This is a genomic window from Thermodesulfobacteriota bacterium (assembly GCA_026415035.1).
GTDB lineage: Bacteria > Desulfobacterota > BSN033 > BSN033 > UBA1163 > RBG-16-49-23.
On record JAOAHX010000016.1, the window covers coordinates 42,397 to 62,689 of the forward strand.

Annotated in this window: 22 protein-coding genes; 1 reads left to right on the forward strand and 21 read right to left on the reverse strand. The window is 56.6% G+C overall.

Translation table 11 applies throughout. From position 1 onward, the window contains the following. Positions 1 to 30: 30 nt before the first annotated feature. From N3G78_10150 to N3G78_10180, 7 genes are all read right to left on the reverse strand, one after another. Positions 31 to 1,047 (reverse strand): ATP-grasp domain-containing protein, encoded by a 1,017-nt coding sequence (locus tag N3G78_10150; protein MCX8118281.1) that lies wholly within the window; start codon positions 1,045 to 1,047, stop codon positions 31 to 33. A 128-nt stretch (positions 1,048 to 1,175) separates the two neighbouring features. Next, positions 1,176 to 2,453, reverse strand: coding sequence for a lysine 2,3-aminomutase (gene ablA / locus N3G78_10155; protein ID MCX8118282.1), 1,278 nt, complete (start codon positions 2,451 to 2,453; stop codon positions 1,176 to 1,178). Positions 2,454 to 2,722: 269 nt separating this feature from the next. Further along, positions 2,723 to 2,938 carry a hypothetical protein gene (locus N3G78_10160; protein MCX8118283.1) on the reverse strand — a complete coding sequence of 72 codons (216 nt, stop codon included), beginning with the start codon at positions 2,936 to 2,938 and terminating at the stop codon, positions 2,723 to 2,725. A 6-nt stretch (positions 2,939 to 2,944) separates the two neighbouring features. Continuing rightward, the gene (locus N3G78_10165; GenBank protein ID MCX8118284.1) at positions 2,945 to 3,370 is read right to left on the reverse strand and encodes a response regulator; all 426 of its coding nucleotides are present in this window, start codon (positions 3,368 to 3,370) and stop codon (positions 2,945 to 2,947) included. A gap of 200 nt (positions 3,371 to 3,570) precedes the next feature. Beyond that, positions 3,571 to 4,977 carry a sigma-54 dependent transcriptional regulator gene (locus tag N3G78_10170; protein MCX8118285.1) on the reverse strand — a complete coding sequence of 469 codons (1,407 nt, stop codon included), beginning with the start codon at positions 4,975 to 4,977 and terminating at the stop codon, positions 3,571 to 3,573. 134 nt (positions 4,978 to 5,111) lie between these two features. Then, positions 5,112 to 6,200, reverse strand: a complete 1,089-nt coding sequence (locus N3G78_10175; protein MCX8118286.1) for an ATP-binding protein — start codon at positions 6,198 to 6,200, stop codon at positions 5,112 to 5,114. A 3-nt stretch (positions 6,201 to 6,203) separates the two neighbouring features. Next, the gene (locus tag N3G78_10180; GenBank protein MCX8118287.1) at positions 6,204 to 7,217 is read right to left on the reverse strand and encodes an ATP-grasp domain-containing protein; all 1,014 of its coding nucleotides are present in this window, start codon (positions 7,215 to 7,217) and stop codon (positions 6,204 to 6,206) included. Between the two features lie 149 nt (positions 7,218 to 7,366). Here N3G78_10180 and tatC point away from each other — a divergent pair, with 149 nt between their 5' ends. Next, the gene (gene tatC / locus N3G78_10185) at positions 7,367 to 8,083 is read left to right on the forward strand and encodes a twin-arginine translocase subunit TatC (protein ID MCX8118288.1); all 717 of its coding nucleotides are present in this window, start codon (positions 7,367 to 7,369) and stop codon (positions 8,081 to 8,083) included. A gap of 65 nt (positions 8,084 to 8,148) precedes the next feature. Here the strand turns inward: tatC and N3G78_10190 are convergent, their stop codons facing one another. From N3G78_10190 to N3G78_10255, 14 genes are all read right to left on the reverse strand, one after another. Then, entirely contained in the window at positions 8,149 to 8,484 is a 336-nt protein-coding gene (locus tag N3G78_10190) for a hypothetical protein (protein ID MCX8118289.1), read from the reverse strand. Positions 8,485 to 8,528: 44 nt separating this feature from the next. After that, positions 8,529 to 9,545, reverse strand: a complete 1,017-nt coding sequence (locus tag N3G78_10195) for a diguanylate cyclase (protein ID MCX8118290.1) — start codon at positions 9,543 to 9,545, stop codon at positions 8,529 to 8,531. Between the two features lie 8 nt (positions 9,546 to 9,553). Then, positions 9,554 to 9,898, reverse strand: a complete 345-nt coding sequence (locus N3G78_10200) for a hypothetical protein (protein MCX8118291.1) — start codon at positions 9,896 to 9,898, stop codon at positions 9,554 to 9,556. 94 nt (positions 9,899 to 9,992) lie between these two features. Beyond that, a complete protein-coding gene (locus tag N3G78_10205; protein MCX8118292.1) occupies positions 9,993 to 10,700 on the reverse strand; it encodes a TVP38/TMEM64 family protein in 708 nt (235 codons plus the stop codon). 102 nt (positions 10,701 to 10,802) lie between these two features. Next, on the reverse strand, positions 10,803 to 11,267 hold the full coding sequence (gene fliJ, locus N3G78_10210; GenBank protein ID MCX8118293.1) for a flagellar export protein FliJ: 465 nt from the start codon (positions 11,265 to 11,267) through the stop codon (positions 10,803 to 10,805). A 32-nt stretch (positions 11,268 to 11,299) separates the two neighbouring features. Next, the gene (locus N3G78_10215; GenBank protein ID MCX8118294.1) at positions 11,300 to 12,565 is read right to left on the reverse strand and encodes a FliI/YscN family ATPase; all 1,266 of its coding nucleotides are present in this window, start codon (positions 12,563 to 12,565) and stop codon (positions 11,300 to 11,302) included. Positions 12,566 to 12,630: 65 nt separating this feature from the next. Beyond that, positions 12,631 to 13,320 carry a FliH/SctL family protein gene (locus tag N3G78_10220; protein ID MCX8118295.1) on the reverse strand — a complete coding sequence of 230 codons (690 nt, stop codon included), beginning with the start codon at positions 13,318 to 13,320 and terminating at the stop codon, positions 12,631 to 12,633. Next, positions 13,313 to 14,329 carry a flagellar motor switch protein FliG gene (gene fliG / locus N3G78_10225; protein MCX8118296.1) on the reverse strand — a complete coding sequence of 339 codons (1,017 nt, stop codon included), beginning with the start codon at positions 14,327 to 14,329 and terminating at the stop codon, positions 13,313 to 13,315. The genes N3G78_10220 and fliG overlap by 8 nt, the downstream gene beginning before the upstream one ends. Before the next feature lie 8 nt (positions 14,330 to 14,337). Further along, positions 14,338 to 15,927 carry a flagellar basal-body MS-ring/collar protein FliF gene (gene fliF, locus N3G78_10230; protein ID MCX8118297.1) on the reverse strand — a complete coding sequence of 530 codons (1,590 nt, stop codon included), beginning with the start codon at positions 15,925 to 15,927 and terminating at the stop codon, positions 14,338 to 14,340. A gap of 80 nt (positions 15,928 to 16,007) precedes the next feature. Next, positions 16,008 to 16,298, reverse strand: coding sequence for a flagellar hook-basal body complex protein FliE (gene fliE / locus N3G78_10235; GenBank protein MCX8118298.1), 291 nt, complete (start codon positions 16,296 to 16,298; stop codon positions 16,008 to 16,010). A 24-nt stretch (positions 16,299 to 16,322) separates the two neighbouring features. After that, positions 16,323 to 16,823, reverse strand: coding sequence for a flagellar basal body rod protein FlgC (gene flgC / locus N3G78_10240; protein ID MCX8118299.1), 501 nt, complete (start codon positions 16,821 to 16,823; stop codon positions 16,323 to 16,325). A gap of 6 nt (positions 16,824 to 16,829) precedes the next feature. Next, the gene (gene flgB / locus N3G78_10245) at positions 16,830 to 17,225 is read right to left on the reverse strand and encodes a flagellar basal body rod protein FlgB (GenBank protein MCX8118300.1); all 396 of its coding nucleotides are present in this window, start codon (positions 17,223 to 17,225) and stop codon (positions 16,830 to 16,832) included. A gap of 52 nt (positions 17,226 to 17,277) precedes the next feature. Then, entirely contained in the window at positions 17,278 to 18,642 is a 1,365-nt protein-coding gene (locus N3G78_10250) for a sigma-54 dependent transcriptional regulator (GenBank protein MCX8118301.1), read from the reverse strand. Positions 18,643 to 18,886: 244 nt separating this feature from the next. Then, positions 18,887 to 20,272, reverse strand: a complete 1,386-nt coding sequence (locus tag N3G78_10255) for a sigma-54 dependent transcriptional regulator (protein MCX8118302.1) — start codon at positions 20,270 to 20,272, stop codon at positions 18,887 to 18,889. Positions 20,273 to 20,293: the final 21 nt, after the last annotated feature.

Sequence of the window (20,293 nt, forward strand, 5' to 3'; positions counted from 1 at the left end):
TCGGAGGCGAAGGCTTGTCCGCTTAAGCCCTCACCTCTTTGCACCTCTTAGGTGGGCCCTTTCGATTACCTTCCGGATGAATTCGGCATAGGTCATCCCCTTGGCCTTGATCGCCCTGACCATCCCGGAAGGAGGGGAGATGTCGGGATTGGGGTTCACCTCGAGAATATAGATCTTCCCGTCCCGGCCGATCCGCATATCCACCCGGGCATAGTCCCGACAGCCGAAGAGTTTGAAGACCCGGACGGCGAGGTGCTCGACTTGTTTCTGCAGGATCCAGTCCAAGGCCGCGGGGCAGATGGGTTTCGACTTCTGATACTCAGGGCTCTCCTGAACCCATTTCGCCTCATAACTACAGATCTTTGGAATTCCCTCGGGAAACTCCGAATAATCGATCTCCGAGATGGGCAGGACCTCCACCCTCCCATCCGATTCCATCAAACCCACATTCAGCTCCCGACCCTCGATGAATTCTTCGACTAAGGCGGGCTGTCGATACCTTTCGATCACATACCGGACCTGACGGTTCAGGTCCTCGTCGGAAAAGACCACGCTCTCCTTGGAGATGCCTAGGCTGCCATCCTCGTGGAGGGGCTTGACGATCATCGGAAAGAGATGGCCTTTCAACACCCCAACCTCCCGATCAAAAACTTTATATTTGGGAGTGAGGATTCCGTGGGAGGTGAGGATATCCTTCACCTTTCCCTTGTCCTGACAGAGGCCGAGGGTGAGGGCAGAAGAGCCCGTATAGGGAATCCGAAGCAGGTCGAGCAGGGCCGGGATGGTCATCTCAAGACGGGCATCTCCGTAAATGCTCTCGCAGAGATTGAACACCACATCCGGCCGGATCTTCTGCAACCAATGGATCACAGACTCGATTTCGTCGCGGACGGCCAGGACATAGGAGAGATATCCATTGAAGCGAAGGCCTTCCTCGATGGCCCCGATCTCCTCGACGATCGCTGCCTCGGCCACAAAGTCCTTCTCCTCACCCTTCTCGAGGCGCTCAAGGAGATTGTAAAGAACGGCCACCTTCAATTCCGCCATTTCAAATCCCCCATGGCCCTGCGAGGCCCTTCTCTATCCTCGGAGGACTCGACCCTTGCCCCCCTCTTTCCCTCAGGACGGAAAGAGAACCCGCTTTCCATCGAAGAAGGAAAGCCATCCCCTCAAGATCAAGGTCGAACGATCGCCTTCTTGGCGGCAATCTTCTCGGCAACCTTCTTGAATTCGATGATGTTGGGCTCTGGGTATTCGTAGACCTTCCCTTCGTAATTTCTCAGGAGGACCTTTCCCTTCTCCCTCGCCACCAGGTAGTTGGGCTCAAGCGGGATCTTCCCCCCTCCCCCTGGCGCATCCACCACGAAGGTCGGCACGGCATAGCCTGTGGTAAACCCACGGAGTTTCTCGATGATCTGAATGCCCGTGGCGACCGAGGTCCTGAAATGTTCCGTCCCCATGGCCAGGTCACATTGGTAGATATAGTAGGGGCGGACCCGGATCTTGAGGAGCTCATGGACCAGTTTCTTCATGATCTGGGGTTTGTCGTTGATCCCTTTCAGGAGCACGGTCTGGCTTCCCAGGGGGATGCCGCCGTCGGCCAGGTCGTTGCATGCCTTTCTTACGGCATCGGTGATCTCCTTGGGATGGGTGAAATGAATGGAGATCATCAGAGGATGGAACCTCTTGAGCATCTTCACCAGACCCGGCGTGATCCTCTGAGGAAGGGAGACGGGAACTCTCGTTCCGATCCTTAGGAGTTCGATATGCGGGATGGCCCGGAGTCGACTCAGAATCTCCTCCAGCCTTTCATTCTCCAACAGGAGGGGATCGCCGCCCGAAAGCAGGACATCCCGAACCCTCCGATTCTTTCTCAGGTATTTCAGGACCTCCTCGAAATTGCCCTGGGTGATCGACCGCTCCGTGCTTCCGACCAGCCTCCTCCGGGTACAATAACGGCAATAGACGGCACACTGATCCGTGACGAGAAGGAGGACCCGGTCCGGATATCGGTGTACCAGTCCCGGAACGGGGGAATCCTTATCTTCCCCACAGGGATCGACCATATCGTTCTTGGAGAGACGGAGTTCCTCCACCCGGGGAATGGCCTGCCGCCTGATCGGACAGTTTGGATTCAACGGGTCCATCAGGCTGACGAAGTAGGGGGTGACCGCCAAGGCCAACCTTCCCTTGGAATGTTTGATCCCCTCGATCTCCTCCGGGGTCAGTTGGAGGATCTCCTTCAGCTGTTCCAGCGTCGTGATGCGGTGCCGGAGCTGCCATCTCCAATCGTTCCAATCTCGCTCCTTCACCTCCCTCCAGTAAAAAGGAATGGACTCTCTGGCCTCGAACTCGGTCTTTTCGCCCTCCACAGGACGGAACAGGCTGAGCTGGCAAGGTCTCTCCGCTCTTCTCGGCGGGATAGACAAATTAGAGTCTGAAGCAGGCTCCATCTCGGCTCCTTCCCGCATCCCTGCCTGGGGGATGACCCTCCCCGAAAACAAAAGAGGAGATATCCCCTTCGATACCTCCTCTTTCAGAAAGGATCCCTCCTCCAATGGGCAGGCATGCACTTTTTCGTTTCTTTCGGTTGGTGATGGACGACCGAATCTTTGCTCCCATAAAGAAATTTGTGTTGGCGTCCTCTCGTTTAAGGAGGGGACGCCAACCACCCACGATGTACCTCGTTTCGGTTAAAGGTTAAACGGGCCCGTTTGGGTCTTTACTTCTTCGGTGCTTCGGCCGGCTTGGCCTCCCCAGGCTTCACTGCCGGTGGGGCCTCTGCGGGTTTCTCCGGAGCCGGAGCCGGAGCTTCGGCCGGTTTGGCCTCTTCTTTCACCGCTGGTTTCTCAGGGGCCTTGGCTTTGCACCCGATGCCCATGGCGGCAAGGTTCACGACGAGCACCATCGCGAAAAAGAGAAGTACCCATTTCCTCATCTCCCTTCACCTCCTTTCTGACCGGGTTGAGTGTGCTCCCTTCGTCTTCCTTGATCCCGGAAACCGGATCTCCCCGGGGAAGGGGATCTCCCCGATCGCCTTCCTCAGGAGTTTCGGTTCGACCGGCTTTTTTAAAATGCGATGGAGGCCGATCTGTTTCAACCGCTGGGAGAGCTCGTCAGTGATCAAGGAGGTCATCAGGATGAACCGATCGTTCCATCGCTTCAGGTAAGGCAGCCACCGGTCGAGGGTCTCCAAGTCCAGATCCGCGATGATCATCCCCTCCTTGATCTCTTTCTTTCTTTTCTCCAGCTCTTCAAGATCCTCGATCTCTTCGACCTCAAATCCATATTTCTTGAGGATCTTGTTCAGGCTGAGCCGGAGGAACTCGTCCCGATCTAAAATGAATGCCCTCTTGACCTTCTCCACCATACCGAGCTTGTTTTAACAATTTTTGTGCCAAATTTCCCATGGTTGGGCGTGTCCGCAAAAGCCAAATTAATTCAATGGGTTAAACTTGTTCGAACTCATCGTCCGAAAACCCGATCCAACCCTCCTCATCAATGGAACGATAAAATGGCATTACTCCTACCAAGAACCATGACAAATTGTCATAGTTTCTCAGATTTTCTTTAAAAATCATGACTTTTTGGCAGGTTTCCGCCGGCCTTTTCCAACGCTGGGGAAATTTTCTGGATTTCCTCGATCTTTCTATGGATCGTCCGGACGTTGATGCCCAGCAGTTTGGCCGCCCGCTGCTTGTTCCCTTTGGTCGCCCTCAGGGTATGGAAGAGAACCTCCCTCTCCACCTCCTCCAGAGGCGTCCCAATTTTGATCGTGATCACCCCGGGTTCTTCATCCATAGGCTCCCTGATTTCCAAAGGGAGATGATGGACGTCCAGGATTTCGGGGTTGTGGATGACCAGGGAAGACTCGATCGTATTTTCCAGCTCCCGAACATTCCCGCTCCAAGAATAATTCATGAGCAGGCTCATCGCCTTTTGGGAGACGCCCCTCACCTTCATCTGGTACTTCTTGTTGAATTTTTCGAGGAAGAACTGGACCAAAAAGGGAATGTCTTCCTTTCGCTCCCTCAAGGGCGGAAGCCTGAGGTTGACCACATTGAGCCGATAGTAGAGGTCCTCCCGGAAGGTCCCATTCCTGACCGCTTCCTGCAGGTCTCTGTTGCTGGCCGCGATGATTCGGATATTGACCTTGATCGTCCGGTTTCCCCCCACCCGCTCGAATTCCCCCTCCTGGAGGACCCTTAAGAGTTTGGTCTGCGTGGCCAAGGGGATATCCTCGACCTCATCTAAAAAGAGGGTCCCTTCGTGGGCAAGTTCGAATCGGCCCTTCCGGGAGGCGATCGCTCCGGTAAAGGCCCCCTTTTCGTGGCCGAAGAGCTCACTCTCGATGATCCCTTCGCTCAAGGAGGCGCAGCTCACTTTGATGAAGGGTTTGGCCGCCCGGGGACTGTTGTAATGGATGGCGTTGGCTATGAGCTCTTTGCCCGTCCCGCTCTCCCCGATGATGAGAACCGAACTGTCGTAGGGGGCAATATGGCGGATGAGGTCGAAGATCTTGACCATCTTTTCGCTTCTTCCGATGATGTTCTTGAAATGGAACCGGTCTTCTAACTGGGAACGGAGGTCCCGATTCTGCAAGATCAGGGTCTGCTTCTCCAGAGCCCTCTCGGCCAGCAGGGGGAGGACCTTCGGGTTGATCGGTTTTTCGATAAAATCGAAAGCGCCCAGCTTCATGGCCTGGACCGCCTTCTCGATCGTGCCCTGGGCCGAGATGACGATGACCTCTGTCTCGGGTCTGAGCCCCTTGACCGCCTCGAGGAGCTGGAGCCCGTCCATCTTCGGCATGACCAGGTCGGTGATGACCAGGTCGATCATCTCCTGCTGGAAGAGTTGAAACCCCTCCTTGCCGCTTGAGGCCAGAAGGACCTGGTACCCCTTCTTTTTGAAGAGGAGGCTCAGGCTCTCGCCTACTCCCGGATCGTCTTCCACAATGAGGATCGTCTTCCTATCCATTTGAGTCGCAACCGTAACCCCGCCTTCGAAGGATCACCGGTCCTCGGGTTTGGGCTTGGGCTCTTCCCTTCACACCCGTCGCCTTGGGCGACCGGCGAGGACGGAAAGATGGAGGTCTTCCATGAGAGGCGCCCTCAGCCCGCCCTCGGGGTGAGCGGAAGCCGGACCCGAAAGATGGACCCGCGGTTCACCTCGCTTTTGACCGTGATGTCGCCATGGTGGTCCGCGATGATCTTCTTGACGATCGAGAGGCCAAGGCCCGAACCCGTCGGTTTGGTGCTGAACATGAAGTCGAAGATTCTCGGCAGGTGCTCTTTGGGAATCCCTACCCCGTTGTCTTTGACGACGATAAAGACATTCTTCTTGGAGGCGCGGGTGATGAGGTGGACCTCCCCTTTCTCGGAGACGGCCTGAATGCTGTTGATGAGGAGATTGGAGACGGCCAGATTGATCTGGCTTACGTCGATCTTCACCAAAGGGAGGTTCTTCTGGAAATGGGTCTCCAGCCTGGCCTTTTTCATCTGGGCATCGGGCCTGAGCAGTCGCACGACCGAGTCCAGCACCTCGTTCAGCTGGACCCATTCGAACTTCAGAGGGGGGAGGCGGTTGAAATCCAAAAACTCCTTCAGGTTGTTCTCCAGCCGAAGGGTCTCGTAACTGATAAAATTGAGGAGGGATTGGATCTCCTCTTTTTTGGAGAGCTGGGCCTCCCCCAGAATTTCGTCCCTCAAGAGTTCGATGTTGATATTGAGGGAGCTGAGAGGATTGCGGATCTCGTGGGCCATCCATCGGGCGAGCATCCCGATCGTGGAGAGGTCTTTGCTCTGGCTGATCTCGCGGGAGAGCATCCCCTTTTCGGTGATATCGGCAAAGGTGGCCAGACATCCCATGAACGTCTCCTCGGGATCAAAGACCGGGTAGAAACTGCACCGCAGGAGCCGGGTCTCGACCTGGGACGGAGACGGGACATGGATGGCCAGCTCGATATCGTGATGCCCTTCCCGGGTTTCATAGACGGCATCGAATTGCTTTCGGATCGGCTGGTAGGGAAGGATCCGCTCCACCCTCTCCCCCAAGGCCTGTTTCTCTTTCACCTTGAAGAATTCTGCGGCCATGGGGTTGAAGATTCGGATCCGTCCTCGCTCGTCCGCGAAGACCACGGCCTCCTTCAGATGCCTCAAGATGGTTTCAAAGAGGTTTGGATCGGGCCGTTGGGTCTTCATCGGTCACCCCTCCATCCCGTACCGTTTCAGGGCGTGGTGGAAGATGGCCCGAACCAGCTCCCGATACTCCCATCCCATCCGCCTAGCCATGATAGGAAGGTCGCCATATACCGGAGAGAGGCCAGGCAAGGGGTTGATCTCCAAAAAGTAGGGGACCCCGTCGGCTCCCACCCGGATGTCGACTCGAGAAACGTCCCTGCATTCGAGGGCGCGATAGGCGCGCAAGGCCACCTCTTCAATCCTGCCCTTCAACTCCCCGGAGATCGGAGGCGGGCAGTGGTATCGGACCCTCTCCTCCCATTCCCGCTTGACCTCGAGGGAGTAGATCGCCTCTTCGGCCGCGGATCCGATCACCTCGATCTGCATCACCCCAAGGACCTCGGGGTTCAAATTCCCCAGGATGCCCACGGTGAACTCCGGACCGCTCACGAACTCCTCCACCAGGAGGGGCGGGCCATAGGTCTCGAGGAGCCAGCTCACCTTCTCTCTTAAGAGGGAGAAATCGGAGATCTTCGAATCGAGGCGAACCCCTTTGCTCGAACCCTCATAACATAATTTCACGAAGAGAGGATAGCGGAGGCCGAGGTCCTGAAGGTCCTGTAGGCTCTCGACCTTTTTGAAAGGAGGGGTCGGGATCCCCTCGCTCCGAACCACTTTTTTGGCCATCGATTTGTCAAGGGTGAGGGAGAGGGTAAGGGGATCGGATCCGGTGTAAGGGATGTTCAAGAATTCGAGGAGGGCGGGGATGTGGGCCTCCCGGTTTCGCCCTCCTGTCCCCTCCGCGATGTTAAAGACGATGTCGGGGCGGGAGGCCCTCAATCGATCGAGCAGCCCCACGTCGCCGCCCAGCCGGATGACCTCGTGTCCCTCGCTCTCAAGGACCTCACAGATCGCGTCGATTGTCTCCTCCGAATCGAACTCCTCGAAGGAGTCGATCGGCTGCCCCTCTTGCCAGGAGAAGTCCTTTCTCAGATTGTACGTGATTCCGACTCTCAATCGCTTCCAGGACGCCTTCATCCTTCAGTGACTCTATATCTTCGTTTTCCGCCTTTGTCAATACGAGGTCTCGGAAAGGAAACCTTGTGGAGGTGAAGGGAGCAATATTTCGAGGAGAGGGTATTTATGTTACATTACCTCCGTCTGGGATGGCACCAAGAGAGGCTGTGATGAAGATCGAACGGCAGGAACTGTTTCAGGCCCTGGGGAGATTGAGAAGAAGACTCTTGATGATGATCGGCACGCTGATCCTTTTGAGCCTCCTCCTTTTCCCCTTCTCGAAGGAAATCCTCCGGTGGCTCCACCGTCCCCTCCAGGAAGATCTGGTGGCCTATGGCATTCCGGAGGCCTTCCTCTCCCTCCTCAAGGTGACGGTCTTTTCCAGCCTCTTTCTCTCGATGCCGCTCCTCTTTTTCTTCCTCTGGAGGGCCTTTTCTCCTCTCTTCCTCAGGCGGGGGTTAAAATCCTCTGTCCTGATCCCCCTGAGCGCCATCTTCCTTTTCTATGGGGGAGCCCTCTTCTGCTACTTCCTCACCCTTCCCTTTGGCATTCGCTTCCTCATGGGCTACCAGTCGGAAACGATCAGGCCCATGATCTCGGTGGGAAAATTTCTCTCCTTCTGCGTCACCTTTATCTTCGCCTTCGGCCTTCTCTTCGAGCTTCCCCTTCTTCTCGCCCTCCTCAGCTATCTCGGGGCGATCCATGCCTCTTTTTTGGCCCGCCACCGCAGATACGCCATCCTCCTCATTGCCATCCTCTCGGCCCTTCTCACCCCCACGCCGGACGTCTTCAACATGGCCCTGATGGGCGGTCCCCTCTACCTCCTCTTCGAGATCGGCCTGATTCTGGCGAGGGTCATCGAAAAGAGAAAGCCTCCCCCCTTGTGAGAAATGAAAAAAGGCCCTCTCGATCTCAGGGCCTTCCGGTCTGGCCTCGTGCCTTTTCAGGGGGGTTACTTCGTCTTCCCCTTGGGACTCTCCTTCGAATCTTCCGAGCCCAAGATCGTCACCGTATAGGCGACCAGACTGCCTCGGTGGAGCATATATTCGACCTTGACTCTCTCTCCGGGGACCGGATACCGCTTCGGGCTGTAAACGGTCTTCCGTCCTATCCGGAAGCTCATCAAAGACTTATCCTTCTCGTTCTCGATCTCCATCACCATCCTCCCTTCGATGCCCTTGACGATGCCGACCACGACCATCTTCTCCTGGGCCATGGAAGCGGTGGCGAGGAGGAAGAACACCATCCCCATCGGAATGAGTATGGATAGAATCTTCTTCGGCTCCATCGATCTTCCCTCCTGTGTTGTAATGTCCCGGATGCTTCCTCGCTTTAGTGCGGGCTGTAGATGCAGACCCGGTTCCTCCCCCCCCTTTTGGCATCATAGAGGGCCTGGTCCGCCATCCGTACCAGGTCTTCCTTCGTCCGGGCCCGATGGCTTGGCGAGTTGGCAATGCCCAGGCTGACCGTCACGTGGATCTTCGCCTTTCCGACATCGAAGAGGGTCTGCTCCACCAGACGCCGAATCCTCTCCGAGATCGCCACCGCCTCCTCCAACCCCGCATCGGGGAGGATCAGCACGAACTCCTCTCCCCCATAACGGGAGACCGTGTCCTTCTTCCGGACCGATGCCTTGAGGAGGAGGGCGATCTCCTTCAGCACCTTGTCCCCTTCGGTGTGGCCGAAGGTGTCATTGATCCGTTTGAAATGGTCGATGTCGACCATCACCAGGGAGAGGGCGGACCCGCCATAGAAGGCCTTCTGGGTTTCCACGACCAGCCGCTCGTCGAAATACCGCCGATTATAGAGGGAGGTGAGGGTGTCGTAGACGGCCATGCTCTTGACCGAGCTGAACCTCTGAAAATGTTTCAGGGTGGCGGCCATCTGGTAGCCGATGACCGAGAAGAACTGGAGGTCCTGGGCGTCGAAGGCATTGGGCTGTTCGCTGTTGAGCGAGATCATCCCGATGATCTCGTTCTCAATCGATAGCGGGAGGATCAGGTAGGATTTGAGCGTCGCCTTCGGATCCATGATCATGTGGGAGGGTCGAAGCTTCCTCTTTTCGACCTCGAGGCTCACCTCGTTTGGTTCCACGGGTTTCTCCCCCAGGAGCGAGAAGACCCTCAACATGTTCTCCACCACCTGCTGGGTGAAGGCTGGCGGACAGGACTCCTCCTGGTAGAGGTAGAGGACGGAGGACTCCTTCCAGAGGACGCCCAGGACGGAGAATTGGAAGAGGCTCGGCAGATGGTCGCCAGCCGCCTCCACGATCTCCTTCACCTCGAAACTCGTATTGATGGCGTTGAGAATCGACCGGAGGAGGTTGAGGTTTTTCACGATGAGTCTCATCTTCTCCCCTACTTCTGCGAGACAAGGCGCTCCGCTTCCCGGATCCTCGGAAAAACCTTGGGGAAGACCTCCCGGCTGATCACGCCTTCGGTCAATGCCGAAAAGAGGTTGAGAAGGTGATTGACCAACCCCTGAAACCCTTTGTGAAGCTCCGTAGGGGAGAGGTCCAGGCATTCCTCCCTCACCTTGGAGAGATCGACCCCCTCCTCGGAGACCTCCACGAGGCCTAAAAAAGGATACCTCTCTTTGAGGTGTTTGAGGGAGAGGCTGAACAAGAGGGCCAAGACGGCCTCGCCCAACATCGCCGAGACGATCTCCCAGAGCTCGAAAACCAGGGTGGCATAAAGGTCCATCACGAGTTCAGAGGTATATTTCCCGCGAGGCTCCTTTCCCAATCCTCTCATAGCGCTCTGGTCGAAACGGAATCGCTTTCGAGATGCCTTAAGTCTAGACCTTCCTCAGTTGTTTGATCCAGCGATGAATTTTTTCGTGGTAGACATAAAAGATCAAGATGACCAGGGCCGAGATCCCGAAAAGGATCAACATGGTCTTATACTGATGGTCGTAGGCTTTCCCCCCCTGGAGGCAGGCCATCAGGGTTCCAGGGATCCTTCCGATCGTGGAGATGATGAGAAAGATTCCGAGGTGCATGGGCGTCAACCCTAAGATATAACAGAGGGCATCCTTCGGAAATCCTGGGATGAGAAAGAGAAGGAAGCTGAGGATCACTCCCTCGTGGCCGATCAGATAGTCAAATTTTTTCATCGTCTGGATGTGAACGAACTTCTCGACTGCGACCCTCTCGAAGGCCCTCGCGAGGGAGAAGGCCAACCAGGAACCCAAGACGGACCCGAGGATCGAGTATAGGAAGCCCAGTTTTACGCCGAAGAGGTAACCCCCGATGAACTCGATCAATCCCCCCGGGATGGGGACGACCACGACCTGGAGGGCCTGGATCAGGATGTAGGCGAGGAATGAATAGGCCCCGAAGCCAGTGATGATCTCTTTGAGGTGGTGTTGGTCGTGGAGGAGCTTATAGATTTGAACGAGCTCATCCCACAGCACGGAATTGAAGCGGTAAATCAGAAGAACGAATAGGCCCAGAACCAGAAAGAGGAGGATCCATCTTTTTCTCTTGGGTAGAGGGATCGGCATAAGAAAAGAAAAATAAACGGGTTAAACGGAACTTTTTAAGCGTAAATAACATAAAAACAGGAGGGAGTAAAGATTGAGAAAAGGCTCCAAACGATCTCCGCCTCATTCCGGAGCCGACCGAAAAGGGTCCGGCCTTTGGCCACGCTCCCGGACCGCGAGGTCGTCGAGCTCCTTCTGCCCTTTCCTCTCCATCTCGCGGACCAGATCTCGGTATCTCCGCTCCTTCAGCTTCTCGAAGATCTTCCGCTCCTGCATCCGTTGAACCAACCGGTTCCGTTCCTCTTCCATCCTCTGTTCGATCTCCCGCCTCCTCGCTTCCATCCGAACCCGATTCTGGTAGCCTTCCTCCGCGTAGTCCTTGTAGATTTGACACTCCCAACCCGGAACCCCTTTCTCCATCGAACGCCGTAGGAAACGATCGGCCTCTGCCCGCTGGGCGAGGAGGGTCCGAAGCTCCTCCTCCTGCCTCTCCCGTTGGAGGCTTAGCCTGGCCAAGGTGAGGCGGGAAAGCTCCTCCAGGCTCTGCTTCCAGTTCAGCAAGGTTTGGAATCTGAAGAGAAATCTCAACGTCGCCTTTATCGCTCCGAAGAGGGTCTTTCTCAGGCGCAGGCCGCCTTCAGGAGTCGCACCGACTGTTCGAGATCGACCTTTTCATCGATGTCCTGTTGAAGGTAGTGGAGGATGGCGGGCATCTTCTTGATGGCCTCGTCGATCTGAGGGTTGTTCCCCGAGACATAGGCGCCGATTTGGATCAGATCTTCTGCCTTTTTATAGGTCGCCATCAACCTCACCATCCTGGCCCGGGCCTCCAGGTGATCTTTTCCTACGATATCGTTCATCACCCGGCTGATGCTCCCGAGGACGTCGATCGCGGGGTAATGATGTTGGTTGGCCAGGTCTCGGCTGAGGACGAGGTGGCCATCGACGATGGAACGGACCGCATCCACGATCGGATCCTGAATGTCATCCCCTTCGGCCAGGACATTGTAAAGGCCCGTGATGCTCCCCTCTCCCTCCCGGGTGCCCGCCCGTTCGAGTAACTGGGGGAGCTGGGCGAAGACGCTCGGCGTGTATCCCTTCGAAGCAGGGGGTTCTCCTACGGCCAGGCCGACTTCCCGGGCGGCCATGGCAAAACGGGTCAAGGAGTCGATCATCAGGAGGACGTCCTTCCCCTGGTCCCTGAAAAATTCGGCCACCGCCGTGGCCAGGTAAGCCCCACGCATGCGGATGAGGGGAGGTTGATCGGAGGTCGCAACGACCACGACCGACCGTCTCAATCCCTCCTCCCCGAGGTCCCTTTCGATAAATTCCCTCACCTCCCTGCCCCGTTCCCCGATCAGGCCGACGACGTTGACATCGGCTGCGCTATGGCGCGCGATCATTCCTAACAGCGTGCTCTTCCCTACGCCCGATCCCGAGAAGATGGCCATCCGCTGTCCTTTTCCGAGGGTGACCAGCCCGTTGATGGCTTTGATCCCCACGTCCATCGGAGCGGTGATCCTCCGTCGTAGAAGCGGGGGCGGGGGTGAGCCATAGATCGGGTACACCTGTTCGGATACGAAAGGCCCCCTCTGGTCGATGGTCTCTCCCAGACCGTCGAGAATGCGGCCCAACAACCCCATCCCGACCTTCACCTGAGCCGGACGGTCCAGAGGGAGGATTCTGGCCCCTGGTTGGACCCCCCGGGTCTCTCCGAGGGGCATGAAGAGCATTCGCTTCTCCCGGAATCCGACCACCTCGGCGACGATGGGCCCCAACCCTTCGGTCCGCTCAATATGGCAGACTTCTCCCACGGCCAGAGGGGGGCCGATTCCCTCGATCACGAGGCCGACCACCTGGATCACCCTCCCGTAGCACCGGACCATCCTCACCGGTCTCTGGGCATGGTCCTCGGGCGCCCCCCTGAAGAAGCCCGTTAAGCCCTCAGTCCTCAAGGTCGATTCTCCCCTGAAGAGGATTCTCGCGGTGGGAGGAGCGAAGAAATCAGTTCCTCAAATTGGGTTTCGAAGGTGGCGTCGATCGTCCCGAAATCGGTCTCCAAAAGACACCCCCCGCGCGTGACATCGGGATCCGGGACGATTCGAAGGCCAACCCCGTTATCGGAGAGATAAGGTCGTGCCTCGGGATGGGTCGAGAGATATTGATAATCGATGGGGTTGAGGTAGAGAAGGATTTCGCTCCGGTCCTTCACATATTGGAAGGCCTCCTTCAAAACCTCCAGGATCATTGACTCGTGGAGGAGGACGGCCCTCCGAAAAAGCCTTCTCCCGATCTCGATCATCCATCTCATCAACTCTTTCTCGCAGCTCTTGAAGACCTCCTGCTTCTGCCTCTCCACCTCCGCCAACACCTTCCCGAGCTGGTGGATCACGGTCTCAAGTCTTCTCAACCCCAGTTCCCTCCCATCCCGCTCCCCTTGCTCAAATCCCCTTTCGTAAGCCTCTTTTTCGATGTGAAGGACCTTCTCTTCTAAATCCTTCATCACCCTGCTCTCCAGTTCTCTATAGCCTGGGTAGAAGGCCTGCGAGGGCGCAGGAGAGAGATCAGGCCAGGCCATTTTAAGGGCCTTTGGAGGGGTTGCCTTCTCGCCGACGAGGCCCGGGACGAATTTTTCAGACAAAGACATCCTCCTTCCCTTTGCTCGACAGAACGATCTTCCCTTCGCTCTCGAGCTTTTTGGCCACCTTCAGGATGGCCTGCTGAGCCGCTTCCACATCTTTGAGCCGGGCAGGCCCCATCACCTCCAGGTCCTCCTTCAACATCTGGGCGGCCCGCTCCGACATATTTTTGAAGATCTTCTCCTTCAACTCTTCCGAAGCGGTCTTCATCGCCATCGTCAACGTCTCATTGTTGATCTCCTTGAGGATGGCCATGATCCCCCGATCGTCCACCTGCAGGAGGTCCTCGAAGACGAACATCAGTTTTCGGATCTCCTCGGCCAGGTTCTGTTTCTTCTCCTCGATCTCCTTCAAAATCGTCTCTTCCGTGGCGCTGTCCATCTGGTTCAGGATCTCGGCGGCCAGGCGGAGGCCCCCTCGCTTCTGGCCTTCGTAACTCTTGATAGAAGCGATCTCCTGTTGGAGGACCTGGTCAATCTCTTCCACGACCTCTGGAGGGATATCCTCCAGCTCGGCAATCCGGCTGACCACCTCGGCTTGGACTCTCGAGGGAAGCTCTTTGAGGATGGCCGAGCTCTGATCCGAATCGAGATGGGTCAGGATGATGGCGATCGTCTGGGGATGCTCATTCCTCAAAAAGGTGGAGACCATTTTGGGATGAAGTTGCCGAACCTTCTCGAAAAAATTCAACTTCTCTTTCCCCTGGAGCTCTTCCAAAAGGCTTTGGGCTTTCTCCCCGGTCATCGCCTTCGAGACGATGGAACGGAGGAACTGGCTTCCCCCTTCCTGCCCGAGGGCGATGGGAACGGGGGAGGCGGAGGCCTCCTGAAACTCCGCGAGGATGGACTCGATGACCTTCGGAGAAACAGAGGAGAGCTTCGAGAGGTGGTCCCCGATCTTTTTAATCTCCTCCGGCTCAAGCTGCCTCACGATGGTCGAGGCCACCTCCTCTCCCAAACTGTAGAGAAAGATAGCGGCCTTCTGGGGTCCTGAGAGACGTTCTGTGGCCATAGGCGACCTCACTCCTTCTCTCGGAGCCATGTCCGAATGACGCCGACCGCCTTCGCCGGGTCTTTCTGAACCAGTTGAAGGGCCTGCTCCCTCGGCGACCGAGAAGCCACCAGGACGGCCTCGGAAGAGGTCTCAGGAGACACCGTCGCCGGCCCCCCTCCCTGCAGCAGCGCCACGGGCTGGGCTGGGGCCATCCCTGTTCCTCTTTTGAGGAGTGGACGGACCACGAAGAGAAGGAACAGGAGGACGAGGATCAGGCTGATGCCAGGTTTGTAAAGGAGGGGAAGGTAGGACTGGATCCCCCCCTTCTCTTCGCCCTTCGAATCCTCCTCCGGAGCCGACCAGTAGAAGGGGAGGTTGATCACCTCGACCTGATCCCCCCTCCCCTCGTCATAACCGATCGCCCTTTTGACGATGCTCTCGAGGTGTTTCATCTCCTCCGGAGAACGGGGGGTATATTTCCGCTCCTTGACCCCTTTGGCATCGACCTCTTCTTTATAGATCCCGTCGACAACCACGGCGGCCGAAACCCTCTTGATTCCGCCCATAGGGCTTTTGATCTGCCTATTGACCTTCGATATCTCGTAGTTTCGGATCTCGTTCTGACGCTCCATCAAAGAGGCCGACCAGGAGGAAGCCCCGGCGGCCGCTCCCTTGGCGTCCCCTCCGGCCTCGGGTTTCGAAGGCTCGGTGGCCTTGGGCAAGGCCGAGGGCTTTTCGACGTTTCGCTGCTCGCTTCTCAGGATGGCGTTCGGGTCGTATTTCTCCTCGGAGACCACCACCTGTTGAAAATCGATCTCGGTCGAGATCCTCGCAATCGCCTTGCCCGGTCCGAGGACCTCCTCCAACATGCTCTGGACCTTCTTCCGGAGGCTCTCCTCCAAGCTATGTTGGTATTCGAGTTGCGTGGAGGTGAGCTGACCGATGGGATGGCTCACCGCCTTCCGGGAGAGGACCCTTCCCGAGGTATCGATGACCGAGATATTGGTAGGCTCGAGGCCTTCCACCGCACAAGCCACCAAGTGGACAATGCCTTCGACCTGGGAGGGGTTGAGGGCCATCCCCGCCTTCGTCTTGATGAAGACCGAGGCGGTCGGCTTTTTCTGCTCCTCCGTGAAGAGGGATTCTCGGGGAGTGGCGATGTGGACGCGAACCTGATCGACCTCTTTAATCTGCTTGATCGTCCGGCTCAACTCTCCCTGGAGGGCCCTCTGGTAATTCAGCTTTTGAACAAAATCGGTCGCCCCGATAGGGCTTCGGTCGAAGACCTCGAACCCCACCCCACCCCCTTTGGGCAACCCCTCGGCGGCCAGGGAGAGGCGAAGGTCATAAACCTGATCCGAGGGAACGAGCAAGGTCGTTCCGTGATGGGCCAGGCGGAAGGGAATCCTCTTTTCTTTCAATTTGGCGGTCATCTCCGCAGCGTCCTCCGTGGAGAGCCCCGAAAAGAGGACTTGATAATCGGGTTGGGTGTTCCAGAAGATCAGAGAGCCGAAGAGGACGAGAGAGAGGAGGAGAACGAGGAGAAGGATCCACCTCCGCCCTTTCGGCAGCAGGTTCAGGAAGGAAAAAGTCGTCTCGGTCCTGGAATCTGCCATATCCCTTCTTTACCCCCAAGCAACAAAGTCCGAAGAAGGTCGAGCCGTTCGCAGCCCTCCTTGAAGGTTGATGGGGATCGCTAAAATTGCATCCTCATGATCTCCTCATAAGCGGCGATCATCTTGTTACGAACTTGGAGCATCAACCTCAGCGAGATGCCTGCCTTCTCCATGGCGATCATGGCTTCATGAATATCCGCCTCGCCCAGGACCATCTCCTCGATCTTCTGATTGGCCTCCTCTGAAAGCCGGTTCAGCTCCTCGATCGACCGGCTCAAAACCTTTTTGAAATCGGTGAAGGGATCGGTCCGCTCACCAACCGAAACCGGTCGAAACCCATACCCAAGGTCCAGGATTTCATCGACCTTCATCGTCCCTCCTCTGGATGGCCGGCCTCAACGGCCGATCTCCAAGGCCTTCAAGGCCATGGTCTTGGCCGCATTGAAGGCCGTAATATTGGCCTCGTAACTTCTGATGGCCTTCAACATATGGACCATCTCTTCCACGACGTTGACATTCGGCAACAAGACGAACCCTTCCGGATTGGCATCGGGATGGGAGGGATCGTAGACCACTTGGAAGGGGCGGAGGTCATCAAAGGTTTGGACCTCGAGAGTCCCTCCTCCCGCAAGGAGATCTCCTCTGAACTCGAGCCGCTCGAAATGGTGCGGGTGGGTCCGGTAAAGGTGACCCACCTTCCGGAAACGACTCGAGAAGATCTCTCCAAAGAGGGGAGCCCTCGCCCCGGTAAAGATCACCCTTTTTCGACGATAAGGTTCACCCCCTTCCGCCCGGGTCGTCTGGAGGTTGGCCAGGTTCAGGGAGATCGCCTCCATGACCGTTCGCTGGGCGTGAAGCCCCTCCGAACTGATGCCCATCGATTTCAAGAGGTTCATCGGGATCTATCGACCTCCTTCGCTGATGACGTGTTTAAGGCCCTCGAACTTCTTCAAGAGGGCCTGGACCCCTGCTTGAAAAAGGAGGTTGTTTTCAGCCAATTTGGCCATCTCCTGATCCATCTGAAATATGCCAGAAGAGAGATGGACGGGGAAAACCTCTTCGAGCCCGCCAGGAAGGTGCTCGGGGTGAGTCCTCCGAAGGGCAAGGCTCGGCCGGGTCTCCATCGCCTCGAGCAGTATCTCTCGGAACGGAATCTCCCTCCGGAGGTGTTCGGGGTTGTCGGCGTTGGCGATATTGTCAGAAAGGATCCGGTGGCGCAGGGATCTCAGGTTCAAGGACTTCTGGAGCAGTCCGATGGTGTGGTCAAAGAGCTCTCTCTTGATCTGAAACCGATCCATTCTCTTTCTCCTCTCCGATGGCCGATCCCCCACTGCCTCGGAGGACGGCCGGTCATGGAGAGGTGGCCCCTGGGACCGAGGCCCCCTCCCGATATTCATTCAATTTGTTTCTCAAGGTCCGAATGCTGATCCCCAGGATCTTGGCGGCCTGGGTCCGATTCCCGTTCGTCTGATCGAGGGCCTTTAAGATGAGATGCCTCTCCATCTCTTTCAAAGATAAAGGACGATCCTCTTGGGGTCCGACCTTTCTGGGGAGTCCCCGATTTTCTTGAATCACATCCTTCAACTGAAGGACTGGGCCGATCCCGGTCAACACGGCTCGTTCGATCACGTTTTTCAGTTCCCTCACATTCCCCCGCCAGGTCTGCTTTCCCAGCCACTCCTGGACCTCTTTGGAGAAACAAAGGTCAGGCCTTCCGTAGCGGGCTGAAAAGACCTTCAGGAAGTGCGAGGCCAACAATTCGATATCCTCTCTGCGGTCTCTCAACGGCGGGAGGCGAAGGGTGATCACGTTTAACCGAAAATAGAGGTCCTCTCGGAAATCCCCTTTTTCGATCAGAGGTTCGATCTGGCGGTTCGTCGTCGCGATCAGCCTGACGTCGATCGGGATGGGCTGGCGGCCTCCGAGGCGATCCACCTCCTTCTCCTGAATGACCCTCAGGAGTTTGGCCTGAAGAAACGGGCTCATCTCGGTCACCTCGTCCAGGAGGAGCGTCCCTTGATGGGCCAGCTCAAACTTTCCGATCTTTCGACTCAGGGCGCCCGTAAAGGCCCCCTTCTCGTGACCGAAGAGCTCGCTTTCAAAGAGCGTCTCCGGCAGGGAGGCACAGTTGACCGCGACGAAAGGTCCCTGGTGTCTTAAGCTTTTCCGGTGGATATATCGCGCGAAGAGCTCTTTGCCCGTCCCGCTCTCCCCCTCGATGAACACCGGCGCATCGCTCATGGCGATCCGATCGCAAAGGGCGACAAGCTCTTTCATCCTTGGATCCCGTGTCAAAATGGCCGTCTCCCCATCTGCGGGCCCAATCCCTGGGCCTTCCGTCGGAGGCTGGGTGCGATCCAGGGCCGCCCTGATCCTCTCTTCGAGAAGGTTCAAGGGAATTGGTTTGAGGAGGTAGTCGAACGCCCCCCTTCTCATCGTCTCGACAGCATTCTGAATCGATCCGTGGTGGGTCAGGATGATGACGGGGGGTTGGAGGGCTCGGCGTCTTACCGAGTCGAGCAGGTTCAGGCCATCCTCCCCTGGAAATCTTAGGTCCGCGAGGACGAGATCGAAGGTTTGGTGCTCCATGAGGGAGAGGCCTTCTTTGACGCTTCCGGCCGTGACGACCGTAAACCCGTTGTGGGAAAGACTAAAGGAGAGCACCCCCTTCATCTCGGGATCATCTTCAACGACGAGCAGACGACTCTTTCCCATCATTTTGCCAGCATCTCGGTTTGGAAAATAATTTGAGCAAATATTGTGCCATCAGGGTCCTCCATAAAACCCCATAAAAACAAGATATTAGTGATCGATCCCGAGGGGGCGGGCCTTGAAAAAATGTCAAAAACCTCTAAGGATGTCATTCTTTTGACCCAGGCCTCCCGCCTTTCCTCTCAGGGAATCGAAAAGGAGGCGTGTTGGGGGGCCAAAGGTAAAAGTCAGAAGGAAAGGGGTCTCCTTATGAGGTGGGACGCTGGAGGTTCTGCCGCTTGATCTTTTCGATGAGGGTGGTCCGGTTGACGTGGAGAAGTTGGGCGGCCTTGTTTTTGACCCATCCGCTCTTATTTAGGGCCTGCAGGATCAACTGCCTTTCGAACTCGTTCAGGGCGTTCTCGAGCGAAATCCCCTCCTCCGGGATCTCAAACGACCGGGTTGAGTCCTGGGAAGGGGTGGGGAGGACCCTCTCGGGGAGATCGGATTCTCCAAGGACTTCGCTGTTGGCGAGGATCACCATCCGTTCGATCATATTTTCAAGTTCTCGGACATTGCCCGGCCAGTCGTATTCCATCAACCGCCGCATGGCTTCGGGGGTGATCCCCGTCACCCTCTTCTTCTTGCTCCGGCTGAAATGGTGAATGAAGTGGTGAACGAGGAGGGGGATATCGGAACGCCGTTCCCGAAGGGGAGGAATTTGGATGGGGATGACATTGAGACGGTAATAGAGGTCCTCCCGGAACCTCTTCTTTGCGACGGCCGCCCTCAGATCTTGATGGGTCGCCGAGATGATCCGGATATCCACTTTGATCGGTTTGACGCCCCCGATCCGTTCAAACTGCCTCTCCTGAAGGACCCTCAGGAGTTTGCTCTGAAGGTTGGGATTCATGTCGCCGATCTCATCCAAGAAAAGGGTCCCCCCATTGGCCAGCTCAAACCGGCCGACCCGAGCGCGGATGGCATTGGTAAAGGCCCCCTTCTCGTGGCCGAAGAGTTCGCTCTCTAAGAGTTCGCTCGGGATCGCAGCGCAGTTGACCGGCACAAACGGACCATCCTTGCGATAGCTGTGGTAATGGAGCGCCCGGGCGATCAGCTCTTTCCCCGTGCCACTCTCTCCGAGGATGAGGACGGTGCTATCCGTATCGGCCACCTTCTCCACGGTTTCAAAAACTTTCTGCATGGCCGGGCTTTCGCCGATGATATTTTTGAATTGGTACTTCCTCTTCAATTGATTTCGGAGGTTGGTATTCTCGCGCTTCAAATCCCTGTATTCCAGAGCCCTTTTCAACGTAATGGCGATCTCGTCCAACTTGATCGGTTTGGTGAGGTAGTCAAAGGCCCCGCTCTTGATCGCCTCCACGGCATTCCGGATCGTGCCGTATCCCGTCAGAAGGATGCAGATCGATTCGGGAGAGTGTTCCCTGACATATCTCAGGACCTCCATGCCATCGGCCCCAGGCATCTTCAGATCGGTGAGGATGAGGTCGTAGAAGTTCTTTTCGATGAGGGAGATACCTGTGGTCCCGTCCGAGGTGGTGGTCAGGTCGTATCCTTCTTGGATCAAAAATTCCGAAAGGGTCTCGAGGATCTCTGAAGAATCGTCAATAAGGAGGATCTTCTCGTTTGCCATAGGGAACTCCTCCTGAGAACT

What these genes read in the sequence shown, in the direction of transcription:
- N3G78_10200 (MCX8118291.1), bottom strand. Translation starts at nt 9,898, where the DNA reads ATGGACCTTTATGCCACCCTGGTTTTCGAGCTCTGGGAGATCGTCTCG.
- flgC (MCX8118299.1), bottom strand. Translation starts at nt 16,823, where the DNA reads ATGAACCTCTTGAAATCGATGGGCATCAGTTCGGAGGGGCTTCACGCC.
- flgB (MCX8118300.1), bottom strand. Translation starts at nt 17,225, where the DNA reads ATGGATCGGTTTCAGATCAAGAGAGAGCTCTTTGACCACACCATCGGA.
- N3G78_10180 (MCX8118287.1), bottom strand. Translation starts at nt 7,217, where the DNA reads ATGAAGGCGTCCTGGAAGCGATTGAGAGTCGGAATCACGTACAATCTG.
- N3G78_10190 (MCX8118289.1), bottom strand. Translation starts at nt 8,484, where the DNA reads ATGGAGCCGAAGAAGATTCTATCCATACTCATTCCGATGGGGATGGTG.
- N3G78_10170 (MCX8118285.1), bottom strand. Translation starts at nt 4,977, where the DNA reads ATGGATAGGAAGACGATCCTCATTGTGGAAGACGATCCGGGAGTAGGC.
- N3G78_10250 (MCX8118301.1), bottom strand. Translation starts at nt 18,642, where the DNA reads ATGGGAAAGAGTCGTCTGCTCGTCGTTGAAGATGATCCCGAGATGAAG.
- ablA (MCX8118282.1), bottom strand. Translation starts at nt 2,453, where the DNA reads ATGGAGCCTGCTTCAGACTCTAATTTGTCTATCCCGCCGAGAAGAGCG.
- N3G78_10150 (MCX8118281.1), bottom strand. Translation starts at nt 1,047, where the DNA reads ATGGCGGAATTGAAGGTGGCCGTTCTTTACAATCTCCTTGAGCGCCTC.
- fliG (MCX8118296.1), bottom strand. Translation starts at nt 14,329, where the DNA reads ATGGCCACAGAACGTCTCTCAGGACCCCAGAAGGCCGCTATCTTTCTC.
- N3G78_10255 (MCX8118302.1), bottom strand. Translation starts at nt 20,272, where the DNA reads ATGGCAAACGAGAAGATCCTCCTTATTGACGATTCTTCAGAGATCCTC.
- N3G78_10175 (MCX8118286.1), bottom strand. Translation starts at nt 6,200, where the DNA reads ATGAAGACCCAACGGCCCGATCCAAACCTCTTTGAAACCATCTTGAGG.
- tatC (MCX8118288.1), top strand. Translation starts at nt 7,367, where the DNA reads ATGAAGATCGAACGGCAGGAACTGTTTCAGGCCCTGGGGAGATTGAGA.
- fliF (MCX8118297.1), bottom strand. Translation starts at nt 15,927, where the DNA reads ATGGCAGATTCCAGGACCGAGACGACTTTTTCCTTCCTGAACCTGCTG.
- N3G78_10195 (MCX8118290.1), bottom strand. Translation starts at nt 9,545, where the DNA reads ATGAGACTCATCGTGAAAAACCTCAACCTCCTCCGGTCGATTCTCAAC.
- N3G78_10165 (MCX8118284.1), bottom strand. Translation starts at nt 3,370, where the DNA reads ATGGTGGAGAAGGTCAAGAGGGCATTCATTTTAGATCGGGACGAGTTC.
- N3G78_10205 (MCX8118292.1), bottom strand. Translation starts at nt 10,700, where the DNA reads ATGCCGATCCCTCTACCCAAGAGAAAAAGATGGATCCTCCTCTTTCTG.
- N3G78_10160 (MCX8118283.1), bottom strand. Translation starts at nt 2,938, where the DNA reads ATGAGGAAATGGGTACTTCTCTTTTTCGCGATGGTGCTCGTCGTGAAC.
- fliE (MCX8118298.1), bottom strand. Translation starts at nt 16,298, where the DNA reads ATGAAGGTCGATGAAATCCTGGACCTTGGGTATGGGTTTCGACCGGTT.
- N3G78_10215 (MCX8118294.1), bottom strand. Translation starts at nt 12,565, where the DNA reads ATGGTCCGGTGCTACGGGAGGGTGATCCAGGTGGTCGGCCTCGTGATC.